Annotated in this window: 18 protein-coding genes; 14 read left to right on the top strand and 4 right to left on the bottom strand. The window is 35.9% G+C overall.

Annotation, left to right across the window (positions count from 1 at the left end):
- The 10 genes from ACEW8O_RS16935 to ACEW8O_RS16890 form a co-directional block, all read left to right on the top strand.
- Positions 1-2,587, top strand: a 2,587-nt coding sequence (locus ACEW8O_RS16935; RefSeq protein ID WP_373495810.1) for an Eco57I restriction-modification methylase domain-containing protein, incomplete at its 5' end; no start/stop codon positions are given.
- Between the two features lie 164 nt (positions 2,588-2,751).
- Positions 2,752-4,110 carry a hypothetical protein gene (locus ACEW8O_RS16930; protein WP_373495809.1) on the top strand — a complete coding sequence of 453 codons (1,359 nt, stop codon included), beginning with the start codon at positions 2,752-2,754 and terminating at the stop codon, positions 4,108-4,110.
- Between the two features lie 395 nt (positions 4,111-4,505).
- Positions 4,506-5,381, top strand: a complete 876-nt coding sequence (locus ACEW8O_RS16925; protein WP_373495808.1) for an exonuclease domain-containing protein — start codon at positions 4,506-4,508, stop codon at positions 5,379-5,381.
- Positions 5,382-5,451: 70 nt separating this feature from the next.
- Complete coding sequence (locus tag ACEW8O_RS16920) at positions 5,452-5,700, top strand: hypothetical protein (protein ID WP_373495807.1); 249 nt, start codon at positions 5,452-5,454, stop codon at positions 5,698-5,700.
- Positions 5,701-5,791: 91 nt separating this feature from the next.
- A complete protein-coding gene (locus ACEW8O_RS16915; protein ID WP_373495806.1) occupies positions 5,792-6,253 on the top strand; it encodes a cupin domain-containing protein in 462 nt (153 codons plus the stop codon).
- A gap of 692 nt (positions 6,254-6,945) precedes the next feature.
- Positions 6,946-7,257, top strand: a complete 312-nt coding sequence (locus ACEW8O_RS16910) for a LytTR family DNA-binding domain-containing protein (protein ID WP_373495805.1) — start codon at positions 6,946-6,948, stop codon at positions 7,255-7,257.
- 288 nt (positions 7,258-7,545) lie between these two features.
- On the top strand, positions 7,546-8,055 hold the full coding sequence (locus tag ACEW8O_RS16905) for a hypothetical protein (RefSeq protein WP_373495804.1): 510 nt from the start codon (positions 7,546-7,548) through the stop codon (positions 8,053-8,055).
- A gap of 21 nt (positions 8,056-8,076) precedes the next feature.
- Positions 8,077-9,282 (top strand): intradiol ring-cleavage dioxygenase, encoded by a 1,206-nt coding sequence (locus tag ACEW8O_RS16900; RefSeq protein ID WP_373495803.1) that lies wholly within the window; start codon positions 8,077-8,079, stop codon positions 9,280-9,282.
- Positions 9,283-9,556: 274 nt separating this feature from the next.
- Complete coding sequence (locus ACEW8O_RS16895) at positions 9,557-9,922, top strand: serine hydrolase (protein ID WP_373495802.1); 366 nt, start codon at positions 9,557-9,559, stop codon at positions 9,920-9,922.
- Positions 9,873-10,631, top strand: a complete 759-nt coding sequence (locus ACEW8O_RS16890; RefSeq protein ID WP_373495801.1) for a serine hydrolase domain-containing protein — start codon at positions 9,873-9,875, stop codon at positions 10,629-10,631. The genes ACEW8O_RS16895 and ACEW8O_RS16890 overlap by 50 nt, the downstream gene beginning before the upstream one ends.
- Before the next feature lie 203 nt (positions 10,632-10,834).
- Here ACEW8O_RS16890 and ACEW8O_RS16885 read toward each other — a convergent pair whose 3' ends face one another.
- Positions 10,835-11,860, bottom strand: coding sequence for an alpha/beta fold hydrolase (locus ACEW8O_RS16885; protein WP_373495800.1), 1,026 nt, complete (start codon positions 11,858-11,860; stop codon positions 10,835-10,837).
- A gap of 40 nt (positions 11,861-11,900) precedes the next feature.
- Here ACEW8O_RS16885 and ACEW8O_RS16880 point away from each other — a divergent pair, with 40 nt between their 5' ends.
- The gene (locus tag ACEW8O_RS16880) at positions 11,901-12,143 is read left to right on the top strand and encodes a hypothetical protein (RefSeq protein WP_373495799.1); all 243 of its coding nucleotides are present in this window, start codon (positions 11,901-11,903) and stop codon (positions 12,141-12,143) included.
- Between the two features lie 191 nt (positions 12,144-12,334).
- Here ACEW8O_RS16880 and ACEW8O_RS16875 read toward each other — a convergent pair whose 3' ends face one another.
- Positions 12,335-12,514, bottom strand: a complete 180-nt coding sequence (locus ACEW8O_RS16875) for a hypothetical protein (RefSeq protein WP_373495798.1) — start codon at positions 12,512-12,514, stop codon at positions 12,335-12,337.
- A 378-nt stretch (positions 12,515-12,892) separates the two neighbouring features.
- A complete protein-coding gene (locus tag ACEW8O_RS16870; RefSeq protein WP_373495797.1) occupies positions 12,893-17,392 on the bottom strand; it encodes an endonuclease/exonuclease/phosphatase family protein in 4,500 nt (1,499 codons plus the stop codon).
- A gap of 339 nt (positions 17,393-17,731) precedes the next feature.
- On the opposite strand from ACEW8O_RS16870, the gene ACEW8O_RS16865 reads away from it, so the two are divergent.
- Positions 17,732-18,226: a hypothetical protein gene (locus ACEW8O_RS16865; protein WP_373495796.1), complete on the top strand. Its 495-nt coding sequence runs from the start codon at positions 17,732-17,734 to the stop codon at positions 18,224-18,226.
- Positions 18,227-18,250: 24 nt separating this feature from the next.
- Here ACEW8O_RS16865 and ACEW8O_RS16860 read toward each other — a convergent pair whose 3' ends face one another.
- Positions 18,251-18,709 carry a hypothetical protein gene (locus ACEW8O_RS16860; protein WP_373495795.1) on the bottom strand — a complete coding sequence of 153 codons (459 nt, stop codon included), beginning with the start codon at positions 18,707-18,709 and terminating at the stop codon, positions 18,251-18,253.
- 378 nt (positions 18,710-19,087) lie between these two features.
- On the opposite strand from ACEW8O_RS16860, the gene ACEW8O_RS16855 reads away from it, so the two are divergent.
- Together ACEW8O_RS16855 and ACEW8O_RS16850 are read left to right on the top strand one after the other, a co-directional pair.
- Positions 19,088-20,059 (top strand): alpha/beta hydrolase family protein, encoded by a 972-nt coding sequence (locus tag ACEW8O_RS16855; RefSeq protein WP_373495794.1) that lies wholly within the window; start codon positions 19,088-19,090, stop codon positions 20,057-20,059.
- A gap of 353 nt (positions 20,060-20,412) precedes the next feature.
- Positions 20,413-21,479, top strand: a 1,067-nt coding sequence (locus ACEW8O_RS16850; RefSeq protein ID WP_373495793.1) for a hypothetical protein, incomplete at its 3' end; no start/stop codon positions are given.

The raw sequence follows: 21,479 nt of genomic DNA, 5'->3' as shown, positions 1-21,479 counted from the left end.
AGAGTTCAATATTTTGGGTATGCAGCTGGAAGAGTTTAAGCTCTTTTGGCTGATTCTGCAAAAGGACAACCTCCTAAATGGCATTCCCAAAAAAATCAAAGAAGAAACCTTACTGGCAGAGGAAAAGATCACCAAGCAACTCTATGCCGATTACTCTTCATTTAAACAAGAACTTTGGCAGGATATGGTGGCCAAAAATCCTGAAATGGATGAACTGCTCCTTTATAAGAAAAGCCAAAAACTGCTTGACCGCTTTCTCTTTATCTTTTTTGCGGAGGACAAAGGACTGCTCCCGCCAAACTCCATTATGGAAATCGTCAATCAGTGGGTCAGTCTCAAAGACCTGGATGCCTATACCCCACTCTATGACAGGTTCAAATTATACTTTGGTTACCTCAATACCGGTAGGTTGAGACCAGATAAAGCTGAAATCCATGCATATAACGGTGGTCTTTTCGCTCCTGACCCGATTTTGGATACACTTCAAATTTCAGACGGTGTCATAGAAAAACATGTTCGCAAAATCACCGAGTACGATTTTGAGTCAGAGGTGGATACCAATATCCTTGGACATATTTTCGAACATAGTCTTAATGATATTGAGAATGTTCGTGCCCAACTTGCAGGTCAGGAGGTGGACAAGTCCAAAACCAAACGCAAGCGGGACGGGGTTTTCTATACCCCAAAATACATCACAAAGTATATTGTTGACAATACCTTGGGCAGGTTATGTACTGAAAAAAAAACCGAATTGGGGATTATCGATGAGGACTTTGCAGAAGGGAAAAGAGGCAGGCAGAAAAAAACCATCAAAAGGCTCAAGGAAAAACTGGATACCTATCGGACTTGGCTGCTCCAACTCACCATCTGCGATCCTGCTTGTGGCAGTGGGGCTTTTCTGAATCAAGTTCTGGAATTTTTAATGGCCGAGCACCGCTATGTGGATGAACTCGAATCCCAACTTTTCGACTCCTCGCTTATCCTTCCCAATGTGGAAAACCATATCCTCGAAAACAATATCTTCGGCGTGGACATCAACGAGGAATCCGTACAGATCGCCCGTCTTTCCTTATGGCTGCGTACAGCCAAAAAAGGACGTAAACTCAGCAGCCTCAATTCCAATATCAAAGTTGGCAATTCCCTGATCGATGATCCTGAAGTAGCAGGGGATTTGGCTTTTAACTGGAATAAAGAATTCCCACAGGTTTTCGCAAAAGGTGGGTTTGATGTGGTGGTGGGTAATCCGCCTTATGTAAGCAGTAAAGGAGAAAACTTCAATGATTTGATAAAATCATTTTTGACAAAAAGTTTTGAATCTGCGGCTTATCAAATTGATCTATACATTTTGTTTTTGGAAAAAGGATTTTATCTAATTAATCAGAATGGCATAGTTTCATTTATTGTCCCAAATTCTTGGACTAATAATCTTTTTCTTGAACCGATCAGGAAATTTATTTTAAATAAGTCTTCAATTAAAGAAATTGTAAATATGCCCTCAGGTACTTTTGAGGCAGCATATGTTGATACTATAATTATTTTTTTCACAAAAAAACATCAAGAAGACAATGTTAAAATCTCACAATGCATAAATTCAGAGTTTTTGTTTGCAGGATTTTTTCCTCAGAAGAAATGGGGTGATTCACCAAATTCTGTTATTAATATTTATGTATCAACTAATACTGATGAGTTACTTCAAAAAATTGAGAAGAATTCAACCCCCCTCTATTCATTTACTGAAATAGCAAGAGGAGTTGGTGTTTATCACAAAAGAGTTGGTCATACAAAAGAATTTATAGAATCTGACCCATATCAATCAAATTATAAAAAAGATGAAACTTTTGTTCCGTATTTAAGGGGACGAAATGTTTCACCCTGGAGAGTTAAATGGAATTCTGATAGTTTCATTAGCTATGGAAAATGGCTAGCAGAACCGCGAGAGCCAAAATACTTCTTCGGAGATAGAATTGTTCTAAGACAAATCCCTAGTGAAAGATTAGTAGCGGCTTTTGTCAAAGAAAAGTTCATTACCGACCAATCAGTATTTATCGCAGTCTTTTCAAAAAAAACTATTTATAACCCGAAAGGGGTACTTGGAATAATTTCATCAAAGCTAATGGCCTTCTATTTTAGGTTTAAATATTCTGAGTTTGATGATTTGTTCCCCAAGTTAAAGCTTCAACATTTTAAAGATTTACCAATAAAAACAGATGAAGGGGGAATTTCAAAAAGAATTGAAGAATTATCAGATTCAAGAATAGAAAACACTGAAATGAAAAACGTAATTGAAACTAATTTTAATAATTTAATTGATTCTAAGTTTTCAATAGAAAAAATCTCCACCAAACTCCAAAACTGGCCTACTTTGGATTTCAAGGGGTTTCTGGGGGAGTTAAAGAAGGCCAAGGTAAAGTTGAGCCTGACCGAAGAAGCAGAATGGATGGCCTATTTCAATGAACAAAAAGAAAAAGCACTCGCCCTCCAAACCGAAATCAACCGCCTTGATGCCGAAATCGATCAGATGGTGTATGAATTGTATGGATTGACGGAGGAGGAGATTAGGATAGTGGAAGGGGGTGAGAAGGTATGAAGAATTTCTATTTTTACGATAAAAGGTATAAAACTATCAAGGAAAAAATAAAATTGTTTTTGTTTGACATAGACTCAATTTTAAAGATTTTGTTTTATTTTCTTTCAAAGATTTTCGCGTATTTTGATTCATTTGCATTTCTGTATAAGCCGCATCAAATATGGTTGAAAAGAAAAATTTTATTTGTTGAAGATTTAGAATATAATAAGGATGATTGGGCAAATGGTTCTAATGAAAATTTTCTTACTGATAATAATAAGATTGGAGATTTAAAAGTAAACAAAGTAAGGTTCTATGAAATTTTTAATATTGATGAATTAAGGAAAAGCAAAAATAAAATATTAAAAAAATACTTTAATCATGCAGATTATTTTAATAATCTTGATGGTTATTCAATTTTAAGCAATAAAATAGATGGGATTTTAAATAACTATTCTGGTAACGCCTCTGGCACCTTGTTGTATTTCGATTTTTCAAATAAGAGGAAACCCAACAATAATTTAATTAAATCTGTTGTTGTACGATATAATAAAATTGGAGAATCCTTCCTTGTGCTTAGCTATGAAGTGCAAGTTTCTTCTGTATTTGAGGCAATTCAAAAAAAGATTTTTGAATCGGATAATACTATCTTATGGGAAGTGACAAGATTTAAATTTAAATTTCAAAAAAATGGGGTATCGCATTCATATGGAGGAAAATCATTAGGAAGCTTATCTCAAGTTTGTTTGGAAAATTTGATTTCAGATTTATCACATCAAATTGCAAATACATTTAAATCTATTAATGGTTATTTTTTAAAGGATATAGATTTCCCTTGCTTAGTTCTTTTTGAAAAAGATGGAGAAAAATTTAATTTATTCGATTTCTATAATCGAAAGAATTTTTTAAATCAAGATGATATAGTAATTCTACCAAATGATTTCAAAAATAACTCCTCAAATATTGTCTACTATTTTCTTGATTTAAAATTTTCAGATAGTGCTTATAATTCTGATCAAATTAGAAAGATTGAGAAAGAAGGAATAATTAATTCCATAGGAATTTTGAATTCCATAAACGTGTTTTTGGATCATAATATTAGTGATCTTATTAAGAAGAGAGGAGATTTAAACAAGTTTCTATTAGATCAATCTACTTGGTTTTACAGATTTTTTCCCGTTTATTTTTATTTTCTAAAATTAAAATTGTATTCCTCACAAATTAAGCTATTTTCTGAAAGGGTATTTAATGATATTGAATCAAACATGATTTTAAAATTCCATTTTTCCGAATCAATTCGTTTATTTAATCCTGATCCAAATAATTTTGACCAAAATAAAAATTTAGAGGAAGTTTTTATTTTGGATTTTAAGTTTAAAACTAAATATTTTAAAAAGAATGTAAAATTGTTCAATTTAGTTTTAAATGATTTCGAAAGTTTGAACAATTACAAGACTAGTTATTTTCTTCAAATTATTGCTATTTTACTTACTCTTTTAACAATATATTTTTCCTTCTTTGGAGGCTTCTCTCCTCTGTCATAGCCCATTTCCCACATCTACTTAGCCTATTGCATTTGACATTTAAAATTCCATTAAAACTAGTTACGAATTGCATTTTTATCACTTTCTTTTTATCCATTATATCTGTCGGAAGTAAATCTATTCTCAATAAGTTCAACCCTTTCAGGGTTGTTGCCACCTGACATTTCTTACTTTTTCCCCCGGTTTTACCGAGGGCTATTGAAAAGTTCGACCATTTCATGGTCATTGCTTTCCCCTATATAGGTTTCTTTTGTATAGGTGAAGGTGAACCGTCAAAATTTTATCCCTATAGGATTCCATCAATATAGCATTGTACTTAATAATAAAATACCCTGTTTAGGGTATTTTTTGATATTTCAGAATTGGTTATACTTGCTTTTCAAACTTTTTACCCCATGAAAAACCACTACTTTGCGATTGATGTGGAAACAGCCAATGCAGATTATAGCAGTATTTGTCAGATAGGCGTAGCTGAATTTGAAAATGGAAATATCCTCAGGACCTGGAAATCTTATGTTAACCCGGAACAATGTTTTGACCAGTTTTTTGTAAATGTTCACGGAATAGATCATGATACTGTAAAAGATGCCCCCAAGATTCCTGAGGTTTTGGAACAGCTTTCAATGATGGTATCCAATCATAGATTGGTCCACCATATGCCCTTTGATAAATGTGCCCTGAACAGGGCTTGCGAGAATTACCTTATAGACTATCTACCCGTCACTTGGATAGATTCTGCCAAAATTGTCAGGAGGAACTGGACAGAATATTCACAAAAAGGTTATGGATTGGGAAATATTACCCGGCATTTGGGAATTAGTTACCGGGCCCATGATGCTTTGGAAGATGCGATCTCGGCAGGGAAAGTGGTTTATGAGGCTATCAGGCAAAGTGGGAAATCCATTGAAGATTGGGAATCTTTGATGTGCAGACCTATTACCCCAAGGACCTATAATGGAAAATCTGTCAGCTATAAAATGGAAGGAAATCAGGATGGTCCTTTGTACGGAGAATCGGTGGTATTTACAGGGACTTTATCCCAACCTCGGTCTGAAATGGCAGTGATAGCAGCAGAAGCAGGATGCCGGGTCCAAGACGGTGTCAATCATCAAACGACCCTTTTGGTCGTGGGATTCCAAACGGAATATAGGCTTAATGGGTATGATAAGAGTTCAAAGCAGCGGAAGGCTGAACAGATGGTAGGTAAGGGCTTTGATATTAAAATAGTTTCAGAAGATGATTTCAGGTGGATGGCAGATTTGGGGGGATAATCCATTCTCTACTATTTTTAAAATTATTGTTTATATTATAAACTTCATTATGCTAATATAATTGACAATCATGGATGTGATAAAAGTAAAGTCAGAACTGAAACAAAGGGAAGCGCAGATCAATGAGAAATTGAATAAGATTATTAAATCTAATCTTGATCCTTTTCCATTTGAAAGGATCGATAAAGCAAAAAAATTGATAGCCATGATCCATGAATGTCAGGAATATATCGAGTCTGACAATCTGTTGCTTGCCGGGATGAAGTTGAGGGATTTGGAGTTGGAGGGGTTGGTGGTGAAGGGAGGGGGATGCGATTGAGGAATAGCAGTAGTTACTTAGAAAAGATTTAATACTTTTAAGGAAGTTAAGCGCAAATTATTTCACAATTTTAAACAAATACATAGGAATTATGAATAAGACTACCAAGGCATATATATACCAACCTTATGAGAGCGAGTTGCGATGGATGGGGAAGACCTCAACTTACTTTCTGGCTACAGGAGCACTCACTGACGGAGCCTTTGGCCTCGTTGAAGAGCGGTCAATACGTGGTATAAGTGTCCCACTACATAAACACGATAACGATGTAGAGTCCTTTTACATTCTCGAAGGTGAAGTGACATTCTTTCTTGACGGTAAGCCCGGAATTCGAGCCATTTCGGGTGCATTTGTCCACATTCCAAAAGGTACTGTACACGGTTTCCGCATCGATTCAGAGGTAGTACGATACCTTATTCTGACAACTCCACATCATGCAGAGTTCTACCGGGCTATATCCTTACCTTCATCAGAAGCAACTGTAGATGATGCGGTTATTATTAAAGCATGCCAAGAATATGGTGTTGAGTTGATTGGACCGCTTCCGGACTAGAACAATTATCAAGTGCCAGCTAATCAAAGATTAATCCAGGATAGACATGAACTAATTGAAAAAATTAACATACAAACTGCACACAACATTTAGCCTACTAAAGAATAGCCCTTGAAAAAAAGGCCTGATTGATGTATTAATCTATCAGGTTACCAAATCAAAAAATGATAAAAAAATTGACAGCTAATTTCAATTCTTTGCGAATGAAAAGGATTGTTTTCCTTCTAATAACCTTGACAGTTTGTATAATCCTTACCATTGGATTGGATTTTTTGAATTCAATATTTCATAATTCATCATTTTATTTATCAGAATCATTTTTATTCAGTACTTTTTGGTTGCTGTTTATACCACTTCTTTATGGACAATTTTTTATGCCTGAAGGCCGGGAAAAGAAATGGTTAATTCCACGTATATTGGTTCCAATAGTAATCCACTTTTTTGCTTACCCTGCAATTGTTTGGTTAGGATCCGAATTTTTCTATTACCACACTTTTTCTTATTATCAGACATTGCATTATGGATTGACTGAATATATTTTAATTCTCGCCATAGTCTATACTGTTCCATTTGTCCTTTATACATCATTCAAAAAAAAGCTTATTGGGACCTCAAATACTCCAAGTCCTAATGATTCGACAAACCGTAATAAGTGCGTCACAAACTTTTTAATCATAGACGGAAACAAGCGAATGAGTATATATACAAATGAGATTTTGTTTATCTCTTCCAATCCTCCATATATCAACATCCATCTCACGGCGAAAAAGTACATTCACAAGGAAACTTTAAAGTCTGTTTCAGGAAAACTTGATCATGAAATTTTTGTCCGTATACATAAATCCACAATTGTAAATATCAATAAGGTATATTCTTATAGGTCAAGACTCAATGGCGACTACGATTTAACTTTGGCGGACGGCACGGAACTGAGATTAAGTAGGAATTACTCGTCAGTTTTCAAAGAGAAATTCAAAGCAATCCATCAGGATACACAAGAATAACCTCTTCTTATCGTATTAACCTGTAGATAAAAATTCTTTATGGCGATTTTTGCACATCATTGCATATAAATAAATCGTCCATATGGAATCCCGAAATTTAATCTTAGGTATTTATTGTTTTCTGGTATCCACTTCCACTGGTCATGAGGTTTTCAATCCTGTTGCTGATAGTGTAATAAACCATTACAAATTTGACTGGGAAAAAAATTTCCCGGAATCAAATTCTAGTGAACATTTTAATACTTCTATCATAATATCATTATTTCTAAAACTAAAACCAATATTAATATGAAAGAATTGCTGAAAAGAAAAATGAATTTATCGTTTTTCTTGATTGCTCTTGGTTGCAGTACAAATGGAACAGAGTCGGAATCACAAATTAGGGATGAAATTCAACACCAATTAGACAGGTGTGTTTTGGCTGTCGCAACTAAAGACATTGAATTATATATGTCCTTGATTCCCGAGGACTTTGTGATCTACGACCAAAGTGGGGAAATCATTAGTCGAGAAGTGCAGAAAGAATACACGATTAGGGACTGGAGTATAATAGATAGGACTTTAAGTAATCAATATATTGCCGACAGCATAACAATCAATGGAGACAGTGCCATTGTTTTTACTTCCCAGCGTTGGGAAAGGCTTATGTTCCAAAGAGATGGTAAAACAATTGACACTATTTTAACTACCCAAAATCATATCGAAAGCTGGAAAAAAACTAAAAATGGTTGGATGAATTATGAAGTGAAGGAGCTTGGCGGAGATATTTTCATCAACGGGAAGGAGTATAGGAACTGAAACAAATAGAAGAAATAAATTATGAAACGAAATAATCAAATTTGGCTGCTTTTCCCGTGTTGCATTTTTTTTACAGGTTGTTATGCACAAAATAACCAAAACAATGAACAAACAATTGGGGGTGCATTTGAAAATCGTGAATTTACATATTATGGTATTCCTAAAATAATCAGTTCTATCGATACAAGTTCGGGATGGTATCAAAATGGACAGAAAATCCTGCTTACAGGAATTGTTTATCAATTAGATGGGAAAACTCCGGCACCCGATGTTCTTTTGTATTATTACCAAACTAATCCAGAGGGAAAATATTTACACAAGGAGGATGAGAGTAGGAGCATGCCACCAAACAATCTTGGACAGACACATGGATACATTCGAGGGTGGGTAAAAACAGATAGTCTGGGCAAATATTTCATCTATACGGTAAGACCTGGAGCATATGTAACCAATGATGAACCTGCCCACATTCATATAACTGTAAAAGAACCCAATGAGATCAAGGAATATTATATTGATGATTTTGTATTTGATGATGACAAACTATTAACTTCTGCAAAAAGAAATATAATGGAAAACCGATGTGGAAGTGGGATCCTACGACTGGTTCATAAAGACGGTATAAATATTGGTGAAAGAAATATTATTCTTGGATTGAACATTCCTTTTTACCCACAAAAACCAAGAGATGATATAAACTCAGGAAGAAATATCGGTGAGGACATTATTTCATTTATACCCTTTCACGCTTGGGGTCCGGACAAAGGGACAAGAACCTGCCCAATATGCAAATATGGTTGGTATCACGGAATACTCTATTTTGTTGGCAACAATCCGAATTGGGATGAGATTAAACTGTGGCTGACCTTCTTGGAAAAAGAAAGCAAGAATAGAGAAAAATATTTGAAGGTGTATTTTGTATATGGGAATGAAAAGAAATATAACAAACAAGACAGAGAAATGGTATTGGCAAAACTTGGAAAAGAATTATTTTTGGATAAAGTAGCATTGACTTTTGTTCCTTCCTTTTTGGATACAGATTCAGAAATCGATCTGAACAAAATTAATCCAGATAACGAAAATACTTTTATTATTTACAAGCGAAGTACAATCATTGATAAGTTCACTGACTTAAAAGCTAACCAGGAAAATTTTAAATTGTTAGGTATAAGACTTGATCAGACAATTAATGAATACTTTGATTTACCCAAAACAGGACAGCAATGAAAGAAGGGCAAGGTTCAATGCATCCATCTTTTTTTTTTAAGGATTTCTTCATTTCGCTAAATGATATCATGGCTTATCTTTTTTAGGGCACCTTCACTTCTCCGACCTTAAACTCTTGACAAGATTTTTTGTGGCAGCACGGACGGCCTGATAGCTGACCGTCATCATGGTGATCAAAAGGGCACCAAACCAGCGGCCCTCTCTGGCTTTAATAATAACGGTAAATCCTCTTTCCTAAAAAAGAAAATTTATCCACCCTTTAACTAGCGGGAACATGAAAAGAAAAATCACTTTGTTATGCATTTTGCTAATTTACTTCCCGCTAGGGATTGTATTTTCCCAAACCTTTGATACAAAAAAGTTAGAGAGTTTGGAGCAGTCCGTACTAAAGTTTGAAAATAAAGGGTACAACGGCACCATCGTTATTGCAAAAGGAGACAATATAGTTAAAACCATTAACACGGGCTTCATAGATAAAAGAAAAAAAAATGAAATTACCAGTAATACTTTATTTAATATAGCCTCCATAGCTAAAGCCTTTACTGCTGTGGCAATTTTGCAATTATGCGATCACGGGTTGATTGATGTTAATGACCCTATCACTAAGTATCTGGAAAATAAAATCTGTACCAGCATCTGAAATTACAATTCACCACCTTCTTACACATCAGTCAGGTTTACCGAATAATTATGCAGCTGATGGAATAGAAAGCATAGAGGCAGCAATTAGCAAAATATTCTCATCCCCACTTAAAAGCAGACCAGGTGAGGGCTTTATTTATAGCGGAAATAACTATAGCCTTTTGGCGATGATTATAGAAAAGGTGGGCCAAAAAAGCTGGGAAGATTTCATCCAAGAAAACATTTTAAACCCATTAGATATGGGTTCTACTATATTTTGGTATCAATATCATGATTCAGAACAAAGTAAAGTTATTCCTAATTTTAAACCCAAAAACAAAATCAAAAATCGGAATTATGGTTATGTAGGTCCAACAGGTATATTTAGTACTGCTCATGATTTGGTCAAACTTAATAGGTTGTTTACAATGAATACTCTCTTAACAATTGAGTCAATGGAAACCCTAAATAGAGGAATTATAAAACTCCAATCAGAAGAACCTTTTGATAAGAATGAATACGGGTATGGTTTATTTGTTAAAGCAATAGGAGATAAAAACATCGTCTCTTTAAGGGGAAATGAAGAAGGGTGGGGCAATGCTATATCTTATTTTATTAAAGAAAATGATGTTAGCATAGTAGTATTAAGCAATGTAGATGAATTAAAAGATGGAAAACGCCCACATATAGCCTTAAGTCAGGAAATCATTAAAATTTTGGAATTTTGAAAAGCACATCAGTCAGATCAGCTTCCCAAAATTGGTTTTCAGTGATTAAATCAAGTTTCCCCTATGTAATGACGAATTTCGCATCTTCCTAAGTATGTTATAGTCGTTTGGGATATTACCCTCTCTTGTGTAAAATGATTGGGTAGGTATAACCACTTTTTATTAATTACTTGAGACCTAGGTTAAAAAGAAATTCCTGAATTTTATTTAATAAATAAACTATTAATCACCTGACTAAATTTATAAGGTTCTTCAAAAAAAGGGAAGTGGGCAGAATTTTCAAAATAAATCATTTCCTTTTTTGGAGCGTTAATCAAAAAATAGTATTCAGAAATTAACTCATGTGGAGTCGTATAATCTGATTTTCCTGCAATAAAATATACAGGTATTTGGTACTCCCTTATTTCATTATAAATACTGTTTGTTAACACATTATACTTCATATTGGAAGAACTGAAAGAAGAAGCTTCAGCGACTTTAAATACCTCTGGTAGGGTATATTCAGGAGCCCACATTCCAGACCAAACTAAGGGAAAAAAAGATTTGCTATTTTTCAACTCTCCACCAAATTCAAAGAGCCAATTTTCAAGGTTTGAGTTGTTGGATTTATTTAACTCCTCTATTATTTCACTTCTTCCTTTTAAATCCGCCTGTTCACTTATAAATCTTTCTTGTAAAATTCTTGCCTTCTTTTCATCAACTACTTGACCAACAGAAACATATTGACTGAACAACTCAGGCTTTTCAGTCACCATAATACTTCCTAAATATGTGCCAAAAGAATGACCGACAAGGATAATTTGCTTTTGGTTGTACCTGTTTTTTAAAGTGTCAATCAATTCATATGCGTCATCCAGAATTTGTCTGACGTTTATGCTTTCAACCGAAGGTTTATTTCTCGCGTAAGTTTTACCTGCTCCCCGTCTGTCCCACTGAACAACTGTGAAATTTTCTTCCAAAGGTCTTTGAAATTCGTGAGCTAGATACATCAGAGGCATACCTGGTCCTCCATGCAGGAAAAGAAGGATAGGATTATTGGTATTGTGTCCTCTTATTAACACGCATTGTTCAACATCACCAATTTTAATGTAATCTATTTTGGCTACTGAATTGTCACTCTTGGTTATGGCGGGGGTTCGCTCAGGCCACAGCCATAATATGCCCAATGAAATAATTATTGAGATGATAATCAGCGCCAAAACTTTAAAAACATTTTTAATAATCCTCATATACTCGTTTATTAAATTGAACATAACCGGAACACTAGTGGTGAAGCGATTCTACATACTGATTTTTGATAAAGTTGAGATAATTAACAGGCTTTCTAGTAAAGAAGATACCCCAAGGACAGGAAAGGTTGCATCACACATTCTCGGCAGGTCAGATTTGATTGTGTTATCTCATATCATTGAGTTAATTACAGGAAAATCCATTGATGAATATCTGCAAGATGCAGATTTTACCTATTGGACGGACAATATCGGCCATTATTCAATCGAGAAAGAAAAGTAAAAAATCTTACAAAAGGTATTACCCCGAAAAATCTGTATGGTTTAGAATCCGCCTTTCAAATTGACAAGAATCCCAATGAGTTTTCCTATAACCCATATACATAAGTGCAGCATCGATTGGTCAAGAAACTCAAAACAGATTTTGAGGATATAAAAAAATATGGTATCATATCAATAATTTCAGATTTATAATTAACCCTTTATTTCAAACCACGTGAAAACACCAATTTTTCCTTGGCGATGTTTCTTTTTCAAATGGTTTTTAACCTCTTCAAATATTGGCAATGACAGGCTTTCCATTACTTCTTCATGGTTTTCATATTTTCCAGAACCAGTATTTAAAAAAGTGTAATAAATCATATATTTGTTCATCCGCAGGTATTTTTTTAAATATAGAGTCTTTATTATAGTATCCAATACCTATAAAAATGGTTAAATAAAGTACTAGAGATCAGAAATTCAATGTGGTAAACCTCGAAATCAAATGCCAATAAAATAAGATGGGAAAAGTAGCAGAAATATAGACCAAAAAAACCAATCAACTTTAAGCAAATATATCACTACATCTTGTTTGGATTTATAAAAAAAATTCAGACTTAAATACAAAATTTGGGAAGCTCATGAATAGTTTTGGGTTTTTATTTTTTGTGGTAAGAATTGGAATTTAAAGTAAAAATAAATTGATGCAAAAAAAGAAGCTGTCCCATTGGAACAGCTTCTATTGGTATTGTGATCTAAAGAAATTTTATTTTAGTCTACCAAAAGTCTTTCGACTGTACTTTGGCCGGTTTTATCTGTGATTACTATTAGATAAACACCCTTCGCCAGACCGGACACATCAAATTCAACATATCCCTCATTTGTGAGTTGATTGGAAATTTTTGATCCTGTAGAGGAAAGTAATTCCACATTGACCAAGCCTTCGATGTTTTTGGTAATAACTGATACCAAATAACTGGAAGGGTTAGGGAATACCCGTACCGATCCAATTCTGATTTGTTGGGGGAACCTAAACGTTTCAGATATTGATTGGCAACCAAACTCATTTTCTATGACTACCTCATAGTTACCGGCACCCTGTGTCCTTGTGGCATTGACGGTAGTGGTAGATATTAGGATATCGTTTTTGTACCAATAGTAGGTGTAATCTCCTTCAATGGTATTCAGCAGTCCAGCTTCGAAATAGATGACAGGTTGTGGTAATTCAATTAATGCTGTTTCAGAAACCTCTGAATATGCAAAACATAAATTGGATTCCATCAAAACCCTGAATGAAGCAGAAGCATTGATATCTGAAATTGTTATTTCATCCTTACCACATGAACCTTCAATTTCCTCCCAAGTTTGGCCATTGTCTGTGGAAATCTCCCAAGCTACGATGTTGGTAAATGCTCCTCCGACAAATAGAAGATTGAATTCTTCTTCTTCGCAGACTTCATTTGGTCCGATAATCTGACCCGATATAATATCGCATGAGACTTTAAATCTTGTTTTGACTGCAAGGTGGTCAGAGGTTGTATTTAAGTAGTTTTGAATCAAGTCAAACGGCACCACTATTCTCTCTGAATTTTCCAGCCAGTTGTTATTGAGCTCATTGGAAATGATCACATGGTCAATTACATCTTCAAATGAAGGGAATGTTCTCAGACCTGAATTGCTCAAACTTAAAGTAACTGGAGTGTAGTTTTCCGCATCGTTGATGTATTTGATAAATGAAGTCTCTGAAGTACCTACTGTGGGAGCCAATTGATCTGCAACAGTTTCGTCAAGATCATCATTAAAGTCTCCCAATAATATCAATGGAACATCTCCATAGTAAAAGTCCAATGAATCTTTCAGCACATTGACATCATACCTTCTCATGGCATACCGTGGGTTTTCAGTACTTTCACCGCCACCGTTTGATCTCGCATGAATGTTGATCAGGTTGAATTTCTGTTGAACCCCGTCGATATTTGTTTTGACTTCCATCAAGAAAGGAAGTCTTCCACTAGCCCAGAACCTGTCGGGATCGGAAGGATATCCAACCAAATCTTCCGGACTCACTCCTTCGAGCAACACCCTTGTTTTCACCAATTCCACTACTTCTTTTTTGTAGAGGAAAATCAATTTTTGGGCGTCATCAAATTGATCAGGACCTCGGGAGACGGCAGGGGATACCACTGCATCATACCCCTCAAGCAATTCCACCAGTTCATTGAATTTATCCAAACCGGTGATTTCCTGGAAAGCATACACATCTGCATCAAGATCTTCTATGATGGTTTTGACATTTTGGAGTTGAAGGTCAACATCGTTTGGACCCTGTCGAGGTTGGGTAGAACCAAACCATTCCACATTCCAAGTGACCACATCAAAAGTTTTGTCCCTTTCTAGTGTAGCTCCAGTGACAAAACCTCTCTGGACCATGATTTTTCCACTTTCAAAAGCAATCGTACTGCTAAATGCTCCAATGTCATTCGGCGCAAACCTTACTGTGACAGTATTATTTGCAGCAGCTTCTATTGGATCATATGTCAAGGATTGAAAGAAATCACTTCCATTTTTGGAAAACTCAAATCCTGGACCGGCCTTAATCGTCAGGTTTTCCAGGGCATCTGACAAGGAGAAGTTAAAGGTTCTCGTTTCGGAAGAAACTGTTCCAACCGGGATAATTCCAAAATGCCAGTAATCCACATTTCCAATATTATTGGTCAAGAAAGGAGCGGGAGGAACATCTGAGTTTCTAAGGTTGAAATCATCCAAAGTCCAACGTGTTGCACCTTCTTCCGGTGAGGAATTGTATTTAAAGGCAATTCGTACATTGCTGTTTTTGAAGTCTACCAAATTTATTTCTTCGGAAAAGGTCCATGTATTGGAAGTTGCAAATCGATCACCTAATACAGTCCAATCAGCTTCGGAAGGATCTCCATCTATATAATTTGTGGATACCAATAACTGTAATCTTGGTCCAGCAAAGTTTGCTCTCGACCAGAAGGTAAGAATGGGGAAGTCAAATTCCGAAAGGTTATAAGAGGGGCTAATCAGCCAATCCTCATTCAAAACAGGGCCTGATAAAAATCCATTCATCTGGACCCCAAATGGAGCATTTGCAAATTCATTGGTTCCTGCTCTTCCAAAATCAGTGCAAGTCCACTCCTGATCTCCAAAAATGCTAACAGAAGTCCAACCGGAAGGCAATCCATCAGGGCATGAACTATTGAAGTCTTCGAAAATATTGAATGGATCAACAACCGTGGCAGTAATCGTCAAATTCACCGGACCAGCACCATTGGTCTGATGGGTAATATTTGATGAAAGAGAACCTGGAACGCTTGAATCCAAAGCTACAGAGATCGAAACAGGATTATTAAATTGACCGGCAGGAATTGTAATGGCGTTTTGGAAATTAACACCATCTGCTGATATGGTAAATGGTCCCTCACTATTGATGATGATCTCATCAGTAAGGTTAGAGGCAGTAATTTCATAGGTCAAAACAGGGACTGATTCATTGATGGTTACCATTCCAAAATCCAGTGTATTTGGATCAAGAACAATAATTGGTACGATTACACCATCTGCGTTTTTGACAATTCCTACAAAAGAAACGCCCTCATTATCCGGGAAGAAATTGGTAACACGTAGGGTACCTCCTGATCCAACAGTACCTCCATTTGCAGAAACGTCAGAGGTACTGACAATTCTGAATTCAACATCGCCTGAAAGATTGGTAAGGCCTGAAAGGTCAATATTCTGATTATTAAAGTTTGTTCCTATTTGCTCCCAATTTGCCAGATCGCTGGTAAAATTGTCACCACTATATCTTAAAGCCAGATTCTTTGGCCCTGTATTGGAGGATCTTGTACCTAATTTGAGATTGCTCAGGTCAACCAATCTGTCCGGAGCCACTGTAAAGCCGAAGGTGAAATATCTTTCAGCCCCGGAATCCCATCCACTGGAATTGATGGAATTGTTGGCACCTGAAGGGCTAATATCAGCACCTCTAGCAAAATCTAGTGCAGTCAATCCATTTGACACTAAATCCGCAACGGTCGTAATCTGATCTCCTGGTTCACCTGTAAAATTATAATTGAGGATAACCTCAGGCTCTAAAGGTGGAATTTCCCTGATTGTTCCATTAAATTGAACAGGTAGGAAGTTACCCGATGAAACAAAGAAGTTTCCTACCCTTAGTGTTCCTGCTGTCTGTACTTCTCCATTTGCTGCGGATCTATTGCTTGTGACTACTACTCTGAATTCTACATCCCCTGAAATCAAGCCGATATTGGAAAGGTCTAATGTTTCATTGGAAAAATTTGTCCCAGTATTGGTCCAATTAGCTAAATCTGATCCGAAATTATCAATACTATATCTTAAAGCCAGGTCGCCAGGTCCGGTGTTTGAAGAACGTGTTGCGATCACTAGGTTCTCCAATTCCACTTCAAATCCTGGTTCTATTGTAATTCCAAAAATAAAATAGTCATTTGCTTCGGTGCTCCAACTGGAGCCACTTATTGAATTATTGGCTGGCGTAGGTATTACTCCTGCACCTCTTCCGAAATTTTTCGCATCAACATTTATACTTCCTGTACCCGTAGTGAATTCCTGATTTCCAGACTGTCCAGAAAAATCCCACTGAGCAAGGGTAACTGCTGTTTCCGGATCTGAAACATCAATAGGATTTACTTCCCCATTTAAACTCACTGCCAAATCACCCGGAAAAAAATTAGTGACCCTAAAGGTTCCTGCTGTGGCGACTGTGCCGCCATTTGCTGAAACATTACTTGTACTTACAATTCTGAATTCAATATTTTCTGACAATAGGGGCAAGGCGGACAGGTCAATTTCTTGGTTATTAAAATTAGTACCAATCTGCACCCATGTCGCAAGATTGGAAGTAAAACCATCCAAGCTATAGGTTAAAGCCATTTCTCCCGGACCTGTTCCTGATGAACGGGTTCCAATAATCAATTTGGAAAGTTTGGCCTGAAAACCTTCATCAATGGTTATTCCAAAACTGAAATACCTGTTTTCTCCTGAATCCCAGCCAGCAGAACTGATGGAATTACCCGCAAGGGTAGCAGTAATATCTGCTCCCCGGGTAAAGTTCAATGGAATGACATTGGCACTGCCTGTCCCGGAAGTAAATTCCTGATTGCCCGGTTCCCCGGCAAAATTCCAGGAGGCGAGAGTTTGGGCCTGTATATTTAATAGCCCAAAGACCATTAAAGCGACCGTAAGTAAATTTTTAGGTAAATGTTGTTTCATGTATGAAAGAAATTTTGAAATGAATAAATACTCCGCAAACTAATGGAAGCATTTTTAATGAACAGATTATTAATGTTACCTCTGTGTTATAAAATTGTTGGTAGGGCTTGAGGTGGTTGTTTCCTAGGAATTTGCAAAAAGTGTCTAGAATGGGTTCGGTTTTCCAAAGACGAACAATCCATATTTCAAATTGACCTAGGTTTGACACTGTAAACCACAAGAATTTAATCCTTTTGAAAAACCAACTGGAATTAAACTGCCACATCAAACCTTCCTTTCAAGTTCATTTTAATAAGATGCGTTCGAAAAGGAAGGTTTTTCTTATTTGAATGATTAATTATGCGCTATAAAAGCAACCTAAAAATCCAAAGAAAAAATCTGTTTTCAGACATCACCTATGTGTCAGACGGTAGGGGAATAATTGGGACATTGAAATTGTCTTTCTTGAATAATTCCGCATTCTTCTCCGGGCAAGAGTTATACACCTTTCACGCCATTGATTATATCGGAAATTCCTTTAGGATCTATAGGAAGGGGAAATCCATAGGGTATATACATTTACATGCATTTAGAAACATGGCCCAAATCAATCTGGTTGAGGAAGGACCTTTTCAATTTTCCCTGAGAGGATTTATCAATGGGAACTGGGTATTGAGACAGGGAAAAATATCAATAGAAAGAATGGAGGATGATCTACAGTTTCATCATTTGGAATCACTAGAGAAGGAACTTTTGGTGGCCTGCGGACTATTTACAGCCTCAAAAATCAATAAAGATTTGATTTTAATTGTCCCCTTTATCCTTCTGATTTGGTTTCTTTTGATTTTGATTTAAAGTCCTTTGTCAATTTTGGTATCATCAACTTTTGAGTTTAGTCAACTCCTTTACCACTTTGAACAACATAAACTGAATAGCTTTGGTCTTATAGGCAAGATCATTGAAATTCCCAATGATATATGATTCATTACCGGATGATAAAACATAAAGGCACCTGTAGCACCTACACTGCCCCAACAATCCATAAAGGCCGGTAAAATCAATGGTATTTTTTTGAACATATAGATTCCATAACCATAATGATTTCCGGTCCTCCATCATGATCGACAGTGTGTTATTATTTATTAATTGATTTCCGGCCAGAGCTTTTATGAATTTCAAAAGGTTCTCCATTGAGGCCACAACACCTCCTCCTGAATAATCTATTCCGTGGTAGTTTTCAAGTTTAGAGATGTCTTTATTTTTCACATAAAAACCTGCCAATGGATAATCAGATGGGACTTTAGGTTTTGAATATCCAAGTACATAAGCGTAATCCATTTTTTCGGATTATTTCCCCCAAACCTTAACCGAATAAGTTCCACTTTTCAAACCTGAACATTCCAAGAATCTGCTGTTGTAATTTTGGGGCATGTTAAAGCACAGATCAAATACACCAAGCAAAGACAATGAAATCAAAAACGGTTTTAAATTACTGATCATCATTGGGCTCTTAAAAACTTTTTCTTTAGGCTTTTTTAAAATTCAAAGTAAGGAGATGGCAGTATTTTGGGAAAAGAGTATTCCAATGCAAGAATTAGACTTTATCAGATATCTTTTTCGACTATATGGTCTGGAAATTTAAAATGAGTCATGGATTATCAAAGCAATTACATTTAGAAGATATATTGATCCAAAACTTACAAAACCATATTACCTATGAAAACTTCAACAATGACCTTACTACTTTTTGCATTTACTATCAATCTTGGTATTGCGATTTCCAAAGATTCGATTTCGGTACAGTTCGAAAGTGATGATGCTATTCTAAAAGGAAAATTGATACTGCCCCAAGTGGAGGATAACAAAGTACCGGCCATCATATTTTTGATAGGATCAGGAGGGCACAGTTCTTATTCCAAAGATTATAAACGATTTCTGGACTTCTTTTTAGAAAGGCCATTTGAGAATGAGAAAGTAGCATTTTTGTTTTTTGACAAGCGTGGAGTAGGGGAATCCGAAGGGGTCTGGTATAAAGCGGATTTTGAACAGCGGGCCAGGGACGCGATGCATGCCGCCCAATTTTTAAGGACTGTTCCCCAGATAGACCAAGAGAAAATCTATGTGGTTGGACATAGTCAGGGAGGCTGGATTGTACAGATTTGTCTGTCAGAATATCCTGAAACTTTTGCAGGAGGTGTAAGTATGGCAGGCCCCACCTTTAATGTCAAAAAGCAACTGGTCAATGATTACCAAAGTGGGTTTATCTGCAATGATGACCTTGATCCCGAAAGTGCTTTGAAAAAGGCCAAGCGCAGAGTAAATAGAGATCTTACTATAGTTTCAATTTTACCTTTAAAGGAAGACTGGAAGCAGTTGAAGGTCATCAGGAAGTTTGACCCAAAGGAGTATCTATTAAATATCAAAAAACCTCTTTTGTTGCTTTTTGCCGAAAACGATCGATTGGTCAACCCTGATTGGAGTATGGAACATCTGAATGCGCTTTACCCAAAGGGACTTCCTGATAATTTTACCTATCACATTGCAGCAGGAGAAAATCATAGTTTTAAAACATCGCCATTTTGTTACAAAAGTGCTTGGAGTGACTTGAAATTTTCAGAGAAGACCAAGGATGTGATGGAGGATTGGATTAAAAATGAGATAGGAAATGTTTTAGAAGCTCAAAATTAATCGAAAACTGCAAATTAAACTCAACAAGCCTCCAAGGTGATTCTCAAACTGTAGGCCTTGAGGCTTTAACTTGGTTTCTACTTTTAAATAAACTCTAAATTAATATCATGACAATTCATTTTTTGGCTTGTGAAGAATTCATATTAAACCCATATTCACTTTAATCTACAACCTTTATTCAAGTTTTATTCCCAAGAAAATTTGGAAGAGCTGTTGAAATTAGTTATGATATAGTTAAAACTGGCAGAGGAATAAAAATAAACTAATAAATCTATTTTTGTTTATGATTTTATCTCCATATCCTTTATATTCAAAGCAATGCATATCCGGATCGGTGTTAAACCAAGAACCAAATGGATCTGGAAAACTTCCAGTTATTGTTAAAGAGCGACATGGCCCAAACCCTCATTTACCTTGGTGCAATTCAAGGGGTAATATTAGGAGTAATTATTTGGAATTATCCCCAACAGCATAAAATTGCCAACCGAATTTTAAGTCTATTTTTATTTTCCCTGGTTTACTTGTATGTAGGTCCCCAGGTTTTAGAACTAGTTGATTCACCTTTCCAAAGGCTTTATTTTGGTTTTAGGATGGTGGCTCCTATATTGTTGATCCTATATATACAAAGTCTTTATAAGAAGGTTCCTGAAAAGAAGTACTTCCTTCTATTTTTATTGGTTCCAATAGATCTACTTGTTATCTACATTAGTTTGATGCTCAGGTCAAATGGGTTTATCAGTTCTTTGCAATGGGTTATTATCAACCAAATTTGGTTTATCATCATTTTCTTATTCTATCTCAAGTTAATATTCAAACAATTCCACAATTATAAAACCAAAGTGCTACAGAACTTATCCAGCACGCATAAAGTAGGGTTAAAATGGGTTAGTCAATTATTTTTCGGATTCCTGTTTATTGTAAGTTTTGATTTTTTGCTGAGCGTGATTTCTTCCAGATTTGGGAGCTTTGATTCAAATACTGCTAGTATATTAAGCATACTTGCCTTTACAATGTTTATGTATTTCATTACAATCAAAGGAAAATTGTCTCCCCAGATTTATCAGCTCAGAAATCTGGAAGATTCCCCCAAAATGGAAAATAAACCAAGCCTGGAGGAAGATGTAAAACATCTAAAAGTGGTTACTGAAAAAGTGATCCATTTGATGGAGACTGAAAAATTTTTTCGTGAAGAAGGGGTATCCGTGAAAGATGTTGCTGATAAAATTGAAGAACAACCTTATATCGTATCTCAGGCTATAAATTCATGCTTGAGGAAGAATTTTTTCGAGTTGGTCAATGGCTATCGGGTTGAAGAATCCAAAAACCTGATGATGGATGAAAAGTTAAACCATCTTTCCATGATCGGAATTGCATTCGAAGCAGGATTCAGTTCAAAGACTGCATTCAATACTGCTTTTAA

The sequence above is a fragment of the Aquiflexum sp. genome, assembly GCF_041749095.1.
Taxonomy (GTDB): Bacteria; Bacteroidota; Bacteroidia; order Cytophagales; family Cyclobacteriaceae; genus Aquiflexum.
The sequence above is the reverse complement of the archived record's forward strand: the minus strand, read 5'-3'. Positions and strand labels throughout refer to the sequence as shown.

Coding starts and splice junctions, on each gene's coding strand:
- ACEW8O_RS16900 (WP_373495803.1), top strand. CDS start 8,077: ATGAAACGAAATAATCAAATTTGGCTGCTTTTCCCGTGTTGCATTTTT.
- ACEW8O_RS16915 (WP_373495806.1), top strand. CDS start 5,792: ATGAATAAGACTACCAAGGCATATATATACCAACCTTATGAGAGCGAG.
- ACEW8O_RS16875 (WP_373495798.1), bottom strand. CDS start 12,514: ATGAACAAATATATGATTTATTACACTTTTTTAAATACTGGTTCTGGA.
- ACEW8O_RS16885 (WP_373495800.1), bottom strand. CDS start 11,860: ATGAGGATTATTAAAAATGTTTTTAAAGTTTTGGCGCTGATTATCATC.
- ACEW8O_RS16925 (WP_373495808.1), top strand. CDS start 4,506: ATGAAAAACCACTACTTTGCGATTGATGTGGAAACAGCCAATGCAGAT.
- ACEW8O_RS16895 (WP_373495802.1), top strand. CDS start 9,557: ATGAAAAGAAAAATCACTTTGTTATGCATTTTGCTAATTTACTTCCCG.
- ACEW8O_RS16865 (WP_373495796.1), top strand. CDS start 17,732: ATGCGCTATAAAAGCAACCTAAAAATCCAAAGAAAAAATCTGTTTTCA.
- ACEW8O_RS16910 (WP_373495805.1), top strand. CDS start 6,946: ATGAGTATATATACAAATGAGATTTTGTTTATCTCTTCCAATCCTCCA.
- ACEW8O_RS16890 (WP_373495801.1), top strand. CDS start 9,873: ATGACCCTATCACTAAGTATCTGGAAAATAAAATCTGTACCAGCATCT.
- ACEW8O_RS16905 (WP_373495804.1), top strand. CDS start 7,546: ATGAAAGAATTGCTGAAAAGAAAAATGAATTTATCGTTTTTCTTGATT.
- ACEW8O_RS16920 (WP_373495807.1), top strand. CDS start 5,452: ATGGATGTGATAAAAGTAAAGTCAGAACTGAAACAAAGGGAAGCGCAG.
- ACEW8O_RS16860 (WP_373495795.1), bottom strand. CDS start 18,709: ATGGATTACGCTTATGTACTTGGATATTCAAAACCTAAAGTCCCATCT.
- ACEW8O_RS16870 (WP_373495797.1), bottom strand. CDS start 17,392: ATGAAACAACATTTACCTAAAAATTTACTTACGGTCGCTTTAATGGTC.
- ACEW8O_RS16855 (WP_373495794.1), top strand. CDS start 19,088: ATGAAAACTTCAACAATGACCTTACTACTTTTTGCATTTACTATCAAT.